Raw genomic sequence first — 15,096 nt, forward strand, 5'->3', positions numbered from 1 at the left:
AAGAGACAGGGGTACCACATCGCTGCGCGATGTGCAAGCGAACCACCGCGCTGCGCGCGATGGTTGCGCTCCCGCTCCGCGGGAGCGCTGGTGGGACGCTGCGCGTCCCACTCACCCCCCTTGCTTCGCAAGGGGGGTGACGCTTCGTCCGCTGCGCTTCCGAAGCTTGTAGGACTTCGTCCTAAGCCCGGGCCTTCGCTTCGCTCCGGTCCGGGCCGGCGGGTCCGCTGCGCTCCCCGCCTCAACGGTCCTTCCGGCTCCGCCTCTAGGACCGTCTGGGCCCGCTGTCGCGGGCCAGGCTGGCTACAGGGTGGGCGTCCTCGTTCTCTAGTGACCGTGTGGATCAGGTTGATGCAGCATGTTCCATTGGCGAAAACACGGGATGCCCCCATCCTGTCCGGGAGTGAGGGCAGGGGCGGCCCTGGAATTCTTACTCCGGGCCACCCCTTTTATTTCTGGTGTTACCGGAGGAGGGAGAACGCTTCCGCGTATTCCACGTCCCTTTCTGCGGGGATGGGTTCACCCGTTACCGGGTCGGTGGTGTACGCGGTTTCGGCTTCCTCCTTTCCCAGCGGGACGGGAACGCCGCTGTTGAAGCGCCACGCATAGACCTTGTCGGTCTCGCCCTCCCGGACTGTCCGCAGTACCATTCCGGCCGAGTGGGCGCCGGTCATGGCGGCTGCGAGAAGGTCGATGAACTCGATCGTTTCTTCGAAGCTGGCCCGGATGAGGTTGCCTTCGAGGCGATCGACTTCGAGGACGCGGATGGTCGACGTGCCGAACAGGGCTGCGACGACGAGGACGGCGCGGTGGTCGCCCAGTCCGGCGCGCTCCAGGAGTTGTTCGACGGTGTCGGCGGCCCGGATGTGGTCGGAGGGGCTGGGCATGACGTGGTAGGCCACGGCGGTCTCTTTCTGTTGGTGGGGTGTCTTGGTGCCGTGGCGGGTGCCACTCCCACCACGGCGGGCGGTTGGAGGCGGCGGGCCGCCGCCTCCAACGGGTCTTTCTGGTCTAGCTCTTGGTGCGCTGGAACGGGATCGGGTTGGAGAATTCCGTGAGGGCTTCGATCAGTTCCAGAACCTGGTCCTTCGTCAGTCCGAGGGTTTCCCCCTCGGAGTCTGTTCCGCCGGTGAAGAGTGCGTTTCCGCAGTAGAACTGATGGGGGGTTCCGTACCGCGCGTAAATGGCGGTGGCCGGAAGGTTGATTTCCGGGCTTTCGACCATCAGGCCTTCATCGTCGATCCAGAGCGAAAGGTCGGCGGTGATGTCGGCGACGGTGTAGCGGTCGCATTCGATGGTGGCGCGCAGGAGGTGCTGTCGGTCGGCCGGGATGCTGGGCCAGTCGACGAGCCGGAACGTCCCTCCGGGGCGGACGAGCAGGGCGAAGACGGGTTCGGTCCGCGTCTGGGGCATGAGTCTCCTTCAGCTGGAGTCAGGTGTCTTGGTGTTGGGCCGGTGCCACCCCGCCCCAACAAGAAAACTGTATTAACTTTCAACGCGGATTTTTGGGGAGTTCTGCGATATCCACGCAGGCCAAACCCATATGAGTGATGCTGCTGAATCGCTGGCGCCAAAGGATCACGCGGGGTATTCGGGTCGGGGCGCGGCACCGGTCGCCGCTCCCGGCAGGAGCGCAGCGACGTCGGGGCCCGGGCTCCGCGCAGCGGGGGTCGGCAAGGGAGATGGAGCGCAGCGGGCCTCCCGCAGCACGCGTCAGGCGCGCAGCGCCCGCAGGGGCCGCGCAGCGAGGGAGGGAGCGCAGCGGACTCCCGTGGCCCTGCCGCGTGGCAGGCGGCGGCCGGTGCCGCGCCCCGACCCGCCTACCCCGCGAGGAAGGGCTTGTAGGCGAGCCTCCGCGCCCTGCTGCGCCCTGGCGCATCCAACTTGGGACGGGCGGGGCGCCGGAGCGACCATAGGGGCGTCCGGGAGCTTCCACGCGAGCGGCGCGCCGGGCTCGGGCCCGGCTTCGGCTACAGGCCGTCCGGTGCTCCGGCGGGAGCGGGGAGGCGGGGGTCCAGCTTCAGGATGATGTCCCGGGCCTGGGAGTCGAGCCGGCTGCGGATGGCGTCGGCGGTCATCAGCTGGCTGATCCTGACGGACCGGCGCGTGAGCCGCGCCTGCCATATGACGCCGCCGAAGGCCAGGGGGCTCTGTCCGCGAGAACGGGCTCTGGCCCAACTTCTGTGGACCCGTGGAGCGGTTGCCAGCGACCAGATAAGAATTCGTCCGCAGAGAACGGTGTCTCTACGCTTGGTCAGAGCGGGAGTGCGCGCATTTCCGCAGGTTGCGGTGCCGTGACAGAGCGGTCTATTGCGATCGCCGTGGGCGAGGTCCCTCCCACGGCGACTGACAGGGACGGGGCGGACCTGCTCCCATCTGTCTCGCGGGTTCAAATCCCGTCGGCACCGCAGCCGACCAGGACGCAGCACAGCACACGAACCTACCGCCTCGCGCCAGGTCCACAGAAGTAGGGCCAGATCACGAGAACGGGGTTCTGGCATACAGTCCGTGAGGACGATCAACGGCACTGGAGTTCGTCACTGTCGGCAGGCCATGCTGTTCAATCAGCCCAGCCCTCGATGTTCGAGCACGACTCGTAGGAGTAGCGCGTGTCGCGGTCCCACTCCTTGCCGGTGATGCGTCTGTATGCCCGGTCCGGGGTGTAGAGCAGGGGCTCGGCCCAGATGAGGTCGGTGGCGTAAGGAGTGAAGGCTGCGGAGTCTTCGAGGACGCTGTCGAAGACGGTGCGGCCGGCGGCGACGACCGCGGCACGGGTGTAGAGGAACGCGTCTCCGCCCAGGTCGTGTCCGTACTCCTTTCGGTCCAGCCGGTAGAGCGCCCATGACAGTTGTCCGGCAAAGCCGATGACCAGCGACAACGGGGACTGGGCGAGCCGCTCGGTGAGGATGTCTGCCAGGAGGTCGGCGTCCGGGTCGGGTTCCGTGGGCCTGCAGTCCTCGATGAGCTGCCAGAAGGTGTCTTCGTTCATGCTGGTGAGCATGCAGGAGGGGTCTGACAGTCCCGGCTTCCGGGTCACCTGATTACTGCTGCCGTGAGAAGGACGCGTTTGCGGAGCAGGGGAGCTTGGTGCGTCCGAAATCTGGCTTTTGATCATCTTGATGTGATTGACGCGGCCTTCGACGGGGCCGGAGTTCCAGCGTGTGCTCAGGCCATGGAGCACGGCGTCCCAGTCCTTCTCCAGCCCGGTGGCGAAGGTCTCCGTGTGCCTGTGCGGCCGCGCGGCGCGCCCACTTCCGTCCACGGGGGGCTCTGGAGCTCGCTTGGAAGCTGCCGGGGAGCGTCTGCGCGGTCAGTTGGCGAGGGTGGTGAGGGCGTCGAGGAGCGCTGCGGGATCGGGGTGGGTGTGACCCTCGAGAAGGGGGGTGCGGCGGGCGGGGTGCCGGCGGCTGTCCGCCGTGTGCCAGCCGGTCTCCTCATCCCAGACCAGTGCGGCAACGGGGGCGCCTGCGGAGAGGGAGACGGCGGCGCGCACGGTGTCGCCGTCGTACTGGACGGCGGGCGCGGTGGTCGGTTCGGTGAGTCCGGCCGTGCACAAGGCGCCGGTGACAGCGGCAAGGTAGGGGGCGGCGGCGCGGCCGCGCAGGATGGTGAGTGCCTGCCGGGTGGCGGTACGTACCTGTCCGGCGGGGTAGCCGCACTCGGCGGCGGCCTGTTCGGGGGTGAGACCGCGGTGGGCGGTGAGGCGGTCCGCGATGCGCTCGGCGCGCACGGTGGTCAGTGCGCGTTGGGCGGTGTCGCGGTGCACGCCGAGTGCGCCGGTGACGCGGGCCGCGCTGATGGCGGGGTCGGCGTCGAGGAGCTGGGCGGTGAGGTCGAGGACCTGATCGCGGGGAACCTGGTCGCCCGCGCGCTTGGGCCGTCCGCCGGCCGCGGGGCGGGAGGCCTGGGCCCGGCGGAGGGCCAGGACGGCGCCGCGCGGCCAGTGCTCGACTCCGCCGACGACGGCCAGGTGCTCGGCGAGCCGCGCGCGGTATCCGTTCCAGCTCTCGGGCCTGACCCCGGCCAGGGCGGCGCACTCGCGCCGGTCGAGGAGGTCTTCGTCGTGATCGGTACCGGGCAGGGCGGGAACCGGGTCGCCCGCGAGGTAGGCATCGACCTGGTCACCGTCGAAGAGCAGGGTCTTGGCGCCGTCGGAGCTGACCGGGGCGGGAAACTCCTCGGCCTTGTACGGCTTGAGCTCCTGATAACGGCGCACACTCAGTCCCCGCTGCGCGGCAAGATCGGCAAGGGTACGGACCTTCTCAGCACGACCGGCTCGGATCACGTGAACTCCCAGGAGCGCAGCAAGAAGCGGGGCACGGTACACGGGCCACAGCCGGCACCTCACCTATCAGAAAAACTGTACCGGTCTCCGCATCGCCCAAGCCTGCTCCTGTAATGTCCTGCACACACTGCGCGGTCTGAGGACAGCGGGTGTCTTGGAGGCCGGCGCCCGTGCCACCCGCCCCGCGGACTGAGGGCGCCGGCCACTTCCACACCCACCCTCGGCCGGGGCCAGCAGCCCCAACGCCCCGCGACACCGGCCGACCAGGTCGGTCACCGCCTGCGGCGAGGTCGCGCCGGTGACCGCCCGCCCGGCTTCGACAACGAGGCCTACAAGCAGCGCAACGCGGTCGAGCGATGCATCAACCGGCTCAAGCAGTGCCGAGGCCTGGCCATACGAGTTGTCACTTCTAGCAGCACCCGCCGCTCGCACAGCCCTCGCACGGGCGGACCTGCCCGTACTTCCTCCTATGCCTCGTCAGAGGCGGACGCGGGCACACGCTGGGTTTGCGGCGCAATGAGCCAAGGCACCAGCGCAGGGTCGAGCGTCATCGGCTGCGAGTTGGCCTTGAGTACCTTGTTGTATGCCCGACCGTCAGTCACCAACGTGGCCACGCCCATGAGGACCATGTAGAAGCCGTTCAAGGCCGCGACAGCGATGAAGTACGCCAGGGCGCCGGACTTAGGCCTCTCCTCCGCAGCAAGCCAGTAGATCAGCAACCACTCCGCCACCAGGGCCAGCACGCCACTGACGATCCAGTAGAAGATCGTCACGCGCGACGATTCGCGGTCGTAGGGGAACGCGCCCCGACTGATCTCAAGGTCACGAGCATCTGGGGCTTGCCCAGCCTGGATCCGTGCCACGCACCTCTCCTGGGCAGCCCGGACCAGGCCGTCGATGCGCTCCTGATTCTGCTGCCGCCGGTTCAGTAGCGCCCCGATCTCCGCGCTAGCCAGGAGGATGATGATCGGGATCACCGTGACCATGGCCCCGGCGAACTCAGGAGACATCACCATGGTGTCCAGGCCCCGACCCGGCGTCACGACTGTCCTCAGAAACTCCCACACAGCTGCCCCCGGATCCCTCTTCGAAGCGAAAGGGGAAGCCTACAGAGATCGACGTTTCTCAACCGCAGAACACCGACGACGCTGACAGCGCGTGTGACGGACGCAGCCGACCGCTTCCGCGGCGAACCTCCTCACCCACGGGCACCTCAATCAACATCGCGCTTAGAGCGGCGCCGCACCGAACACCCGCAACCACGCTCAGCTGCCGCAGACGCCGCGCCGACAGGCTCCGCACCGACAAGGCGCACCGCTTCGCCGATCGGCTGACCTGGCTGCGCGAGCGGGGCATCGAAGCATCGCCAGCCCGGCGTCGAGTCCGGCGAGCGTCTCGGCCGACACCGCGGAAGAGCGAACGGTCGATCTCCTGACTCTGCACTGTCCCCCCTCCCGGACGGGGAGGAAGGACGGGCCGACCGGAGTGCGCGGCGCGACACGCCCGGATGCTCCCTGGCACCTGAGATTGGTGCCCACTACTTTGAGCACTCGACTGCGTCCCGACCCCGCCAGGCATTCTGAGCTAGGCGTTTCATTGGGCTCATGGGAGTTGCCACTTGTGACGGTCCCGCGCGCTCTGTCAGTGCCGTGCCGTACGGTCCGGATGTGATCTCGCGACCGACGGGCCAAGCTCAGGGCCCCTATGAAGCTGCGTTCCTGCCTCGGCTGCAGATATGTCTGCGGAAAGCCGATGAGCCGGTGACGGAGCCGGTGTCCAAGTTCGGAGGGGAGCCCGTGTGGCTTGAGGCGCCGGCATGGCCAGTAGATCCACAGACCGGGGAGCCGCTGGTGTTCATCGGCCAGTTCCGAGTGCCGGGGGACGAGGTGCGTCTGGCGTACCTATTCTTGGCGGAAGACGACCGGGTCATGGGCATGGATGCGACCTCCGGCGAGGCGGTCGTGCTCATACAGCCTGACGGCAGGGTGCCTTCGTTCGCAGTGATCGGGCCTCGCGGCACCCGAGGAAGATCACTGTGGCGTTGGGGTCACGACGAGACGGAGATCCCTGTCGAGTGGCTGGTCGACCTGGACCCTACGCCGCCTGAGACGGACGCGGCAGCGAATCACCACGCCGCGTGGTGGAGTTACATGCGGGACGAGGGCCCGGAAGTCGACCTGCCGTCCGGCGACGAGCCCGAAGACTTCCTGGGCGGCACGCCTGTACTGCCCAACGGCCATGCCTGGGGCCTCGAAGACGACTCCTGGCTGTTCCTCTGCCAGTTCGCCGACCGGGGCGAGGATGCGGAGGATCCCTTCTTTGTCAACTTTGGCTACGGCAGCGGATTCGTCTTCATCAGCTCCGACCACCGCGAAGGTCGCTTCCTGGCCGACTGCAGCTGACCGGTCCGGCACGGTCAGCGGGCGGAGCAGAGGAAGATGCCGGCGACGTGGAGTCCGGCTAGGTAGATGGTCGCGGTCTTCTCGTAGCGGGTGGCGATGCCGCGCCACTGCCTCAGGCGGTTGATAGCAGTGCGGTGAACACTCGCTCCCATGTTCCGTCGGCGGCCCACATCCGCAGACAGTTGTAGACACCCCGTCAGTTGCCGTACGTCTGCGGCAGATGGACCCACTGTGGTCCGGTCTGGAACTTCCAGGCGATCGCATCGATCACCTCTCGGTGATCCCGCAACCGTCCACCGCGCTTCGGCGCTCGGTCCGGGAGTAGCGGCTCGATCCGCGCCCACTGCGCATCACTCAACGGCACACCCGGGCCAACGATCGGATGATCTAAACGAAACGACCTAGATGCATGGACCCGCAGCGTTGTTGACTCGGCTGATCGGAGGGTTGCCTTCGAGTGCGGTGTGGCAGCGGTGGTGGTTGTAGGTGTGGAGGAAGTCTGTCAGGGCTTCGGTTCGTTCGGTGTTCGAGGTGTAGGGCCGTTGGTAGGCCCATTCGTCGAGGAGGGTGCGGTTGAAGCGTTCGACTTTGCCGTTGGTCTGGGGCCGGTAGGCGCGGGTGAGTTTCCCGGTCGCGCCGAGGTCGGCGAGGACGTTCTTCCAGGCCAGGCCCTTGCGGTAGGCCCAGGCGTTGTCGGTCAGGACCCGTTCGATCCGGGGGATGCCGTGGGCGTGGAAGAAGGCGGCCGCGCGGGTCAGGAAGGCCGCGCATGTTGCGACCTTCTCGTCGGGGTGGATCTCGCTGCAGGCGAGGCGGGAGTGGTCGTCGACGGCGGAGTGGATGTAGTCGAAGCCCATGCTGTTGCGGGTGGCCCGGCCGGCCTGGCGGCCCAGCGTCCGGTGGCCGCCGCCGTTGGGGATCCGGCCGAGTTTCTTCACGTCGACGTGGATCAGTTCGCCGGGCCGGTCGCGTTCGTAGCGGCGGATGACGGTGCCGGTCGGGCGGTCGATGAAGGCCAACCGGTGCAGCCGGTGGCGGGTCAGGATCCGGTGCACGGTGGATGCGGGCAGGCCCAGGATCGGGCCGATCCGGGCGGGGCCGAGTTTGCGGCATTTGTCGCAGGTCGCAGACGCGGGCTTCCACCGCGGCCGGCGTCCGGTGCGGCGTCGCGTGAGGCCGGCTCGGCCGGTCATGCAGACCCGCGTCACCCTCGGCCCGCCACCGGCGGATCCATTTATGCGCCGTGGCCCGGGAGACGCCTCGGCCGCCAGATGAGCGACCGGACGGCCTGAGCGGACACGTTCGACCAGCAGCCTCCAACCGAAGACGGTCAGCCGGGCATCACGGTGGGCCACGAAGCCCTCCGTGAGGTGAGTTCCTAGACAGCTCCCACCCCACCGAAGGTCTTCGCCATGTTCAAGACCAGACCAGTGTCAACAACGCTCGTGATCAAAACAACTAGGGCGTGTGTCGGAAGTGCTCTAGGTTGGCTGATGTGAGTGCACGGGGGCGGAGTTACCGATACGTCGGACCGGTCGATCTGAAGGCTGCTGTCCGGCCTGGTAGTGGCGGGTGTCGGATCAGCTCGGCAGTTGAATTCGGCGACTGGATCGCTGGGCGATTGGCGGCGGAGCTGGCCGAGCCGTTCACCTTCGTGGTCGGCGTGGACGGTGCGCTTCGGCTGGCGCCGCGCCGGAGTGAGCACGTGGCTTGTGCTGACGGAGCCATGGTTCTGAGCGCTGGCGAGATCGGTTTCGTGCGCGAGGGGGACCGGTGGGCTGTGAGCGAGGTCAGCAACCAGTCCACCGGGTACTGCCCCGACATCGGCTCCTGGTCGGGAGTCGCTCGTGCTCTGGACGACGTAGGGCTCGAACGTCCCTCCGGCTTCACCCACGAGGTGGTTCGTCTGCGTCTTCTGCGGTAGCAATCTGCCGGAGGCGTGGAACGTGGACCCCAACGCGTGATGGCCGAGGGTCACAGCCACTCGTTGATTGCCGCGACGAGGACGGTCGCCTCGTAGCGGACCGCCAGCCTGTCGTAGCGCGTGGCGACAGCGCGGTCCTCTTGAGGCGGTTGATCCCGCACTCCACCGCGTGACGCTCGCGGTAGTCGACCGCGTCGAAATGCGGCGGCCGGCCACCGTGGGAGCCGAGCTTCCGGCGGTTGCGCGCCTGGTCGGCCTTGTCCGGGATGGTGCAGCGGATCCCCCGGCGGCGCAGGAAGGCACGGTTCTTGCGGGAGGTGTACGCCTTGTCCGCGCGGACCCGATTGGGGCGGACGCGTGGCCGGCCCGGCCCGATGCGAGGCACGCGAACCTTCTCCAGCACAGGCTCGAACTGCGGCGAGTCGCCGCGCTGCCCAGCCGTGACCACGATCGACATGGGCGTTTGACCTTGCTCGACAGCCAGGTGCAGCTTGGTCGTGACCCCGTCGCGCGAGCGTCCCAGCCCGTGGTCTCCAGGCTCGGTGAACACGCCACCCGGCGGCTCTTTCTGCAGGTCGCCCTGCTTGCGGGCCCCGGCCGCATGCTGGTGGGCACGGCAGACCGTGGAGTCGACGCTCAGGTCCCATGTAATCGCCCCCACCACGTCGGCCAAGGACTGGAGCCGGGTGAGGATCCGGTGCCAGGTGCCGTTGCGCTGCCACCGGCGCAACAGGTCGTAGACCCGGTTCCACGGTCCGTACTCGACGGGGACGTCCCGCCACGGGACGCCGGTCCGGACCCGGAACCGTATGCTGTCGATCAGCCGCCGCCGAGGCCAGACGGGCGGCCGCCCCGCCTTCGTCCCCCTCGGCAACAACGGCTCCAGCACAGCCCACTGCTCGTCCGTGAGATCTCCCCGACCCATGAACCGTGATCATTCACAGCCCAAGATCCACTTTCGATACACGGCCTAGTCAAGGCGAGCTGATCTGAACCGCATCCGCGTGCCGGCGAGCACCAATGGGTGGGCGGCGGTCACCAGTTGCGGGTGGAGTTCACGCCGTCGATCAACGCCGCGCGAGCGGCGGACAGATCGCGCCCAGCAGCTGCCTGGGCTTCGTCCGCCAGGAAGTCCAGAGCGTCGAACAGCTCCTCGCGTTCCACGGTCTCGATGAAGGGCGAGCGGCTGTCCAACCCGTTGAAGGCGGCTCCGAAGGCGCGCCCGATCTCGGTGATGCTGCCATGCCGCTCCCTGCTGGTAATTTCGGCGAGGAAGGCCTCCCGGGTGGCCTTGTACTGGGCAAGGGACTTGCGGTATGTGGTGCGGGGGATGTGCTCGCGGCCGTCCCAGTCGCGGAGCGGATTGGCGGTGTTGGCAGCAACCCACTCTGGCTTGCGGGCTCCGCGGACGTCGAGCTGGACTCCGCGTCCTACGTGGGGACGCCATGTCTTGCGCATCGCGGCCGCGTAGTCGGCCGGGATTCCGTACAGTGACACCTCCTCCACCTCCGGGACATGAGGGGGCAGCAGACAGTCTGATGCCTCCATCCCGAACAGTTCTGTGACCGTGAGCCCCTGCAGCCGCGGCAACTGGTTCAGGGCTGCCGCCGACGTGAGCGTTCCCAGGTTCCCCCACAGCGACAAACGGGTCAGGTTAGGGAAGTCGGCGACGAGGTGGGCGCAGTCGAGCCGGGTGATCCCGTGGACTGTGAGGTGCCTAACGCCCGCGCGGCCGTCGGCAGGTTTGGCGGCCAGCTCGTTGGCTGTGCACGTCAGCGCGTACGGGGCAGTCCAGTCCTCGCGGTCGCCGCTGTCCCAGCGCCGCTGCCGGGCCAGCTGCTCGCCACGCCCCCATACCGGGCTATAGGCGTACGAGGGTCCGGTCACCATCGAGGGCAGGGAGCCGATCACCGTGAAGCTCTTCGGAAGGACCCACCCGTGGTTGCAGTGGGAGAGCTTGCCGCCCCAGCTGTGGTGCGTGAGCCGGAGCGGCTGCGCATCACCCAGGTCGGCCACGGACGCAGGCTCGGGCCCGGACCAGTCCAGTTCGAGGACCGCAGCGGACTTTGCCGCAGCGTCAATGCCGGTGACCTGCGAGGCGGTCCAGGCACCGAGCGCCTCGGAGTACACGGCGACGACATCGCCGACGGCGACCGGCCTCGGTGGTTGGTCTCGGCTCATGCCCGGATGCTAGCTGGCTGCATCGGAGACCCTGCGTCCGAGGGGCGGTCGCGGTGGACATGGGCGATTGCGGTCCCAGCCACGTCGATCAAACGCCAGCAAGTTCGAGGTTCGGATCAGTGAGAGCTTCAATCCACTCGGGCTGGCGGGTGGTCGGGATACCGAGGGCGACGGGTGACCGCTGGAGGGGTCGCGCGGAGTCGGCCTGCTTGGCCCGGCTCAGGTCATCAAGCAGGCGAATGACGATGGCCTTCGCAATAGCCCATCCGGCTGGCCTGGCGCTGAGCCCGGAGTGGGCACGGTGACGCCGGGCGTCAGGGCAATCACGGCGCGCTGGGCAAGCCGATCATTCGCCAGCCTGGAAGCCGGCCAGGCCTGCACCTCGGCGGCTGAGTACAGAACCTCTCGCCCCACCCGGACGCCTCTCGGCCCCCCGCCTCGGTGGCGCATGACGCGGACCGCGTTCGGTGTCTAGCGGAGGACGGTGGCGAGTTCCTGAGTCGTGACGAACTGATCCGTAGCCATGATCAGGAACTGCTCGCTGTTTCGGTGAGCTCCCAGCTGGCACGGCTGGTTCGCCCTATTCGCCCGCAGCGCTCGCACCACCCCATGGCGAGTAGAAGCCTCAGCCAGGGCGGACCGGCCGGGGCTGTTCAGGGCGTTAGCCGCGGGCGTGCACCAGGAGCGTGCCGATCTTGCGGAGGCCGGGGGGTGCGGGCAGAACCTCCGCTGAAGCGCCGGTGAACCCGTACTTGCCGAGGATCTCGGCCCATCGGTCCGCCTCATAGTCCCAGCGCTTCACAACGAGGGGGTCTTCCTCCTGGGACCGGTTGATGTACGACGCCTGGCAGCCGTAGCAGCCCTCGACCGCGGGCCGGTGGGAGAAAGCGAACACGCCTCCGGGACGAAGCCGTGCGCGGACGGCGGGCAGTAGCTTCTCCGGGTCTGTGAACCAGGCCGCTCCGAACACGGAGAAGATGGCATCGGGCTTCTCGTCGGTGTCGGCAAGATAGGCCACGGCCTCGGCCTGGCGGAGCTCGACACCGAGCAGCGCGCCACGGCATCGGACCCGCCCAAGCCAGCCAGCTCCGGACCTACGGCCTGCACACGGGCCGAAGCGGATGCTGGTCCCGCAGCCGAACGCTGGCATATTCTTCAGGCAGTTGGCGCATTTGCCGCGATGAGCGAACCCTTCCGTCTGGATCGGCTCGCCCGAGACTGGCCGCCAGGAGCGCTGGACTCACGGGCTTCCGCTGGTCAGGGTGGCGGTGCGGCCGTTCGCTCGCCGTTGGGCCAGACGTAGATGTACGAGTTCGATGCCAGCTGGTACTCGCGTTTGGGCAGGTACTGCCCCGGCACCCCCTGCTCGTCGAGCCACTGGACTGCGTCATGTACGTCCATCGCCGTGTCCACCGCCTTCAGAACGGGTACGACCGACTTCCCCGCCTCCTTGAGGACCACCTTCCCACCCTCCCAGGCAAGGTCGAGGCCCTTGGCGAGATACTTCTTCACCGTGGACCCGCTCATCCCCGTCATGGCCACCCTCGGCAGCTGCTGGGTCTGCGGCGTCGGCAGCAGAGGCGACAGCGCCGCGTCGACCATGCTTGACCTGGCGATCAGCTCCGCCGCGGAAGTGATGGGCGGCAGCGAGGACCCGATCTGCGCGACGGAGGGCTGCACACGCTCCCAGGGAGCGATCCGATTCGCGAGCCCTCCGCCTGGAATCGGGATTCCGTTGATCATCTGCGTCTGATCGGAGGAGCTGAGCCACGGCGACTGGGACCACTTGGCTAGCGTGGCAGCGTTTCGCCAGTCCGGTTCCGGGTCGCGTGGCAGCCCGTATGCGGCGTCGATGGACTGCGTCATCTCCCACCAGAACCGGGCGTTCTCCTGCTGGGTGATCCCCTTCCTGGCGGCGTATGCACCCCAGAGCTCCCCCGGACGGATATCCCCCGGGGGGATGCGGCCGCCGCTGCGTTCCTTGGCGACATCTACGGCTGGCCGATACTCATCGACGTGGGGTCCGACGATCCTCATGTTCATCTCCCGAACTTTGTGCCGTCTCCTCTGCTGCGGGGCCGGGCTGAGTCCGTTGGGTCAGGCACTCTTCACGCCACTGGACTTAGACGGCGAGGCCTCTTTCGCAGCTGCCCTCTTGGCCTTCTTCGTGGCCGGCGGCTTCTTCGGCATGCTTTGCACGATCGCGGGCTCGTTGCTCTCACCCCGGGCCGCTTTGGCCTTGGCGACCGACTCCTCCAGCGCGGCCATCAGGTCGACCACCTGGCCGGCCGGAGCCGCCGCCGCACCCTTTGCGGCGACCAGGGCGCGGTGCTCGGCCTTCGCCGCGATCACGTCCAGGAGCGCCTCGCGAGTGGTCGGTCACCTCACCCGCGTCCAGGATCTCGTTGCGTCCGAGCGCCTGCCTCAGCAGCGTGTGCGGCTTCGCAACGACGGGGCCGTCGGCGGTGATGTAGTACGAGGACTCGCCGATGTGCCGGGGGTCGATCGACTCCCACGGTACGAACGCCACGATCTCGATGGCCTTCGTCGTCGGCAGCGGCATCCCGGCAAGGTCCTGCTCGGTGATCGGGATCAGCTGGTGCTTGGCGATCTCGTAGCCCATGCCGATGTCTGCCTCGGTCAGCTCCTCGCCGTCCAGCTCGCACACCTTGCGGTAGCGGATCCGGCCCCCGTCCTCGAGGTGGATCTGCCGGAAGGACACCGACCGGCTCTCGGTCGCGGCCTTCGGCTTGCAGGGCACCGTGGCCAAAGGAGATGGCTCCGGGCCAGAGCGAGCGGGCATCGCGTCCTCCAGGATCCCCCTGGGGTCCTGAATTCAGGCTATGCAGACCACGCCCGTGATCGCACACGTACCGCCGGGGTCATCCGGTCACGGTAATCCGGAGCGGGTAGGGGGCGCCGGTGGTGATCGATCGCGGTGGCCTGCTCGCGCAGGTCGGCCGGGGTGAAGCCCTGCTGGAACATCTACAATCAGATCACCGGCGCCGGCGACGTCAACCGCGACGGCTTCATGGACCTCCTCGCCCGCGACAAAGCCGGCATCCTGTGGCAGTACCAGGGCACCGGCACCCTCACCAGCAGTGCCCGCTTCAAGACACGCACCAAGATCGGCGGCGGCTGGGGCATCTACAAACAGCTCGCCGGGGGGAGGACGTGACGGGCGACGGCAAGGCCGACCTGCTCGCCCGGGGCACCTCCGGCGTGCTCTGGCTCTACAAGGGCACCGGAAGCGCCACGGCCCCGTACACAGCCCGCACCAAGGTGGGTGGCGGCTGGAGCACGTACAACCAGCTCGTCGTCACCGGCGACCTGACCGACGACGGCAAGGCTGATGCCGTCGCACGCGACAGTGCGGGTGTGCTGTGGCTCTACAAGGGCACCAGCAACGCCAGCGTCCCCTTCACCACCCGCACCAAGATCGGCGGCGGCTGGAACACCTACAACCGCCTCTTCTGACAGGGCCTGACGCCCCCGGGCCATGCGTCCTGAGGGCGCGCGGTATGTGTGACTCGCCATGTCGATCAATGACACGCCGCGGCAGGCCAGCGTGCGACGGCCCTGTCGACCCAACACGACCGGCGGCGCGCTGCTGCTTTGGCCCGAGCTTGCGGCATGCCGACGTCGACGTCGTTGCTGCCTTCCCCCCGGGCAAGCGCCAACCGCCGGACGCGGGCAGGCGATCACCTCCGCTCTCGCGGAGAGGACTGACATGACGTCTGGTGGAACGACCATCGGTCCGGCTCACCTCCGCTCGAGCGGAGGTGAGCCGTGTCGGCGTACACGTGAACGTGGCAGGGTCGCTCGGGAGGCGAACGGTGTGCCTCCAAAGGGCAGCGGCGTCTGCAGGGCGGCACCGTCGGCAAGGAGGTCACCGCCTCCTCACCGGCCATCCCGGCTTCGTGCGGGGCTAGCCGTCGTTTCGGTCCGTGAGCGCCGCTGCGGTGGCGGAGGCGAAGGCTTCCGGGTTGTCCAGCATGATGTTGTGCCCGCAGTCCGGGAACGCAACGACGGACACCCCGGCCGCAGTGAGCGCGTCAGCGCCCGGAAAGGTGTACTACCAGGACAACGGCCGCCGCGCCGGGCGCCGGAGGAGGTCCGCTTCACGGACATCGAGCACATCGAGTTCGATCTGTAGCAGCCGCGCCCCGAACACCTGCGAGCCCGGACCAACTGGTCCCGGGCTCGCTCGCATATCCGCAGGGGGAGAAGGTGCCGACGCGGAGCATCGCGAAGAACACGCTCAAGCGGTTGCCGGGCGAACCGGGGCCGGTGCTTGCGGGCAC

At 68.1% G+C, this 15,096-nt stretch carries 15 protein-coding genes, 1 tRNA gene and 4 pseudogenes; 6 read left to right on the plus strand and 14 right to left on the minus strand.

Annotated features, from left to right (window positions below):
* Positions 1–461 precede the first annotated feature (461 nt).
* On the minus strand, positions 462–902 hold the full coding sequence (locus ACFVGW_RS03345) for a hypothetical protein (protein WP_385850561.1): 441 nt from the start codon (positions 900–902) through the stop codon (positions 462–464).
* A gap of 109 nt (positions 903–1,011) precedes the next feature.
* On the minus strand, positions 1,012–1,413 hold the full coding sequence (locus tag ACFVGW_RS03350; protein ID WP_385850562.1) for a DUF3846 domain-containing protein: 402 nt from the start codon (positions 1,411–1,413) through the stop codon (positions 1,012–1,014).
* Between the two features lie 875 nt (positions 1,414–2,288).
* On the opposite strand from ACFVGW_RS03350, the gene ACFVGW_RS03355 reads away from it, so the two are divergent.
* Positions 2,289–2,408 (plus strand) — tRNA-Gly (locus ACFVGW_RS03355).
* Positions 2,409–2,560: 152 nt separating this feature from the next.
* Here the strand turns inward: ACFVGW_RS03355 and ACFVGW_RS03360 are convergent.
* Positions 2,561–2,989, minus strand: coding sequence for a DUF4240 domain-containing protein (locus tag ACFVGW_RS03360; protein ID WP_385850563.1), 429 nt, complete (start codon positions 2,987–2,989; stop codon positions 2,561–2,563).
* Positions 2,990–3,310: 321 nt separating this feature from the next.
* Positions 3,311–4,216, minus strand: coding sequence for a hypothetical protein (locus tag ACFVGW_RS03365; protein ID WP_385850564.1), 906 nt, complete (start codon positions 4,214–4,216; stop codon positions 3,311–3,313).
* A gap of 321 nt (positions 4,217–4,537) precedes the next feature.
* Here ACFVGW_RS03365 and ACFVGW_RS03370 point away from each other — a divergent pair.
* Positions 4,538–4,684: pseudogene (locus tag ACFVGW_RS03370) on the plus strand (IS5/IS1182 family transposase); the annotation flags it as partial.
* 68 nt (positions 4,685–4,752) lie between these two features.
* On the opposite strand, the gene ACFVGW_RS03375 reads toward ACFVGW_RS03370, so the two are convergent.
* Positions 4,753–5,295 carry a hypothetical protein gene (locus tag ACFVGW_RS03375; RefSeq protein ID WP_385850565.1) on the minus strand — a complete coding sequence of 181 codons (543 nt, stop codon included), beginning with the start codon at positions 5,293–5,295 and terminating at the stop codon, positions 4,753–4,755.
* 840 nt (positions 5,296–6,135) lie between these two features.
* Between ACFVGW_RS03375 and ACFVGW_RS03380 the strand changes: the two genes are divergently transcribed.
* Positions 6,136–6,687: a hypothetical protein gene (locus ACFVGW_RS03380; protein WP_385850566.1), complete on the plus strand. Its 552-nt coding sequence runs from the start codon at positions 6,136–6,138 to the stop codon at positions 6,685–6,687.
* Positions 6,688–6,701: 14 nt separating this feature from the next.
* On the opposite strand, the gene ACFVGW_RS03385 is transcribed toward ACFVGW_RS03380, so the two are convergent.
* The 3 genes and pseudogenes from ACFVGW_RS03385 to ACFVGW_RS03395 form a co-directional block, all read right to left on the minus strand.
* Positions 6,702–6,839 (minus strand): hypothetical protein, encoded by a 138-nt coding sequence (locus ACFVGW_RS03385; protein ID WP_385850567.1) that lies wholly within the window; start codon positions 6,837–6,839, stop codon positions 6,702–6,704.
* Positions 6,840–6,883: 44 nt separating this feature from the next.
* Positions 6,884–7,051, minus strand: a complete 168-nt coding sequence (locus ACFVGW_RS03390; RefSeq protein WP_385850568.1) for a transposase — start codon at positions 7,049–7,051, stop codon at positions 6,884–6,886.
* Positions 7,052–7,088: 37 nt separating this feature from the next.
* Positions 7,089–8,042, minus strand: a pseudogene (locus ACFVGW_RS03395) (IS481 family transposase).
* A 140-nt stretch (positions 8,043–8,182) separates the two neighbouring features.
* Between ACFVGW_RS03395 and ACFVGW_RS03400 the strand changes: the two are divergent.
* Positions 8,183–8,651: pseudogene (locus tag ACFVGW_RS03400) on the plus strand (hypothetical protein).
* Between the two features lie 10 nt (positions 8,652–8,661).
* Here ACFVGW_RS03400 and ACFVGW_RS03405 read toward each other — a convergent pair.
* The 5 genes from ACFVGW_RS03405 to ACFVGW_RS03425 all read right to left on the minus strand — a co-directional run bounded on the left by ACFVGW_RS03405 (position 8,662) and on the right by ACFVGW_RS03425 (position 13,553).
* Positions 8,662–9,536 (minus strand): IS5 family transposase gene (locus ACFVGW_RS03405; protein WP_385850569.1). Its coding sequence is split into 2 segments (ribosomal slippage): positions 8,662–8,747 and positions 8,747–9,536, totalling 876 coding nucleotides; the frame shifts between segments, so codons are not numbered across the junction.
* 110 nt (positions 9,537–9,646) lie between these two features.
* Positions 9,647–10,792 carry a hypothetical protein gene (locus tag ACFVGW_RS03410; RefSeq protein WP_385850570.1) on the minus strand — a complete coding sequence of 382 codons (1,146 nt, stop codon included), beginning with the start codon at positions 10,790–10,792 and terminating at the stop codon, positions 9,647–9,649.
* A 661-nt stretch (positions 10,793–11,453) separates the two neighbouring features.
* Positions 11,454–11,810 (minus strand): hypothetical protein, encoded by a 357-nt coding sequence (locus tag ACFVGW_RS03415; RefSeq protein WP_385850571.1) that lies wholly within the window; start codon positions 11,808–11,810, stop codon positions 11,454–11,456.
* Between the two features lie 239 nt (positions 11,811–12,049).
* Positions 12,050–12,835 (minus strand): hypothetical protein, encoded by a 786-nt coding sequence (locus tag ACFVGW_RS03420; RefSeq protein ID WP_385850572.1) that lies wholly within the window; start codon positions 12,833–12,835, stop codon positions 12,050–12,052.
* Positions 12,836–13,010: 175 nt separating this feature from the next.
* Positions 13,011–13,553 (minus strand): Ku protein, encoded by a 543-nt coding sequence (locus ACFVGW_RS03425; RefSeq protein WP_385851000.1) that lies wholly within the window; start codon positions 13,551–13,553, stop codon positions 13,011–13,013.
* A gap of 204 nt (positions 13,554–13,757) precedes the next feature.
* Here ACFVGW_RS03425 and ACFVGW_RS03430 point away from each other — a divergent pair, with 204 nt between their 5' ends.
* Together ACFVGW_RS03430 and ACFVGW_RS03435 are read left to right on the plus strand one after the other, a co-directional pair.
* Complete coding sequence (locus ACFVGW_RS03430) at positions 13,758–13,970, plus strand: FG-GAP repeat domain-containing protein (RefSeq protein WP_385850573.1); 213 nt, start codon at positions 13,758–13,760, stop codon at positions 13,968–13,970.
* Positions 13,967–14,269 (plus strand): FG-GAP repeat domain-containing protein, encoded by a 303-nt coding sequence (locus tag ACFVGW_RS03435; RefSeq protein WP_385850574.1) that lies wholly within the window; start codon positions 13,967–13,969, stop codon positions 14,267–14,269. The genes ACFVGW_RS03430 and ACFVGW_RS03435 overlap by 4 nt, the downstream gene beginning before the upstream one ends.
* 451 nt (positions 14,270–14,720) lie before the next feature.
* On the opposite strand, the pseudogene ACFVGW_RS03440 reads toward ACFVGW_RS03435, so the two are convergent.
* A pseudogene (locus ACFVGW_RS03440) lies at positions 14,721–14,858 on the minus strand (alpha/beta hydrolase); the annotation flags it as partial.
* Positions 14,859–15,096: the final 238 nt, after the last annotated feature.

The sequence above is a fragment of the Streptomyces sp. NPDC127129 genome, from assembly GCF_042671585.1.
Lineage (GTDB): Bacteria > Actinomycetota > Actinomycetes > Streptomycetales > Streptomycetaceae > Streptomyces.

Coding starts and splice junctions, on each gene's coding strand:
- ACFVGW_RS03385 (WP_385850567.1), bottom strand. CDS start 6,839: ATGGGAGCGAGTGTTCACCGCACTGCTATCAACCGCCTGAGGCAGTGG.
- ACFVGW_RS03420 (WP_385850572.1), bottom strand. CDS start 12,835: ATGAACATGAGGATCGTCGGACCCCACGTCGATGAGTATCGGCCAGCC.
- ACFVGW_RS03360 (WP_385850563.1), bottom strand. CDS start 2,989: ATGAACGAAGACACCTTCTGGCAGCTCATCGAGGACTGCAGGCCCACG.
- ACFVGW_RS03350 (WP_385850562.1), bottom strand. CDS start 1,413: ATGCCCCAGACGCGGACCGAACCCGTCTTCGCCCTGCTCGTCCGCCCC.
- ACFVGW_RS03375 (WP_385850565.1), bottom strand. CDS start 5,295: ATGTCTCCTGAGTTCGCCGGGGCCATGGTCACGGTGATCCCGATCATC.
- ACFVGW_RS03410 (WP_385850570.1), bottom strand. CDS start 10,792: ATGAGCCGAGACCAACCACCGAGGCCGGTCGCCGTCGGCGATGTCGTC.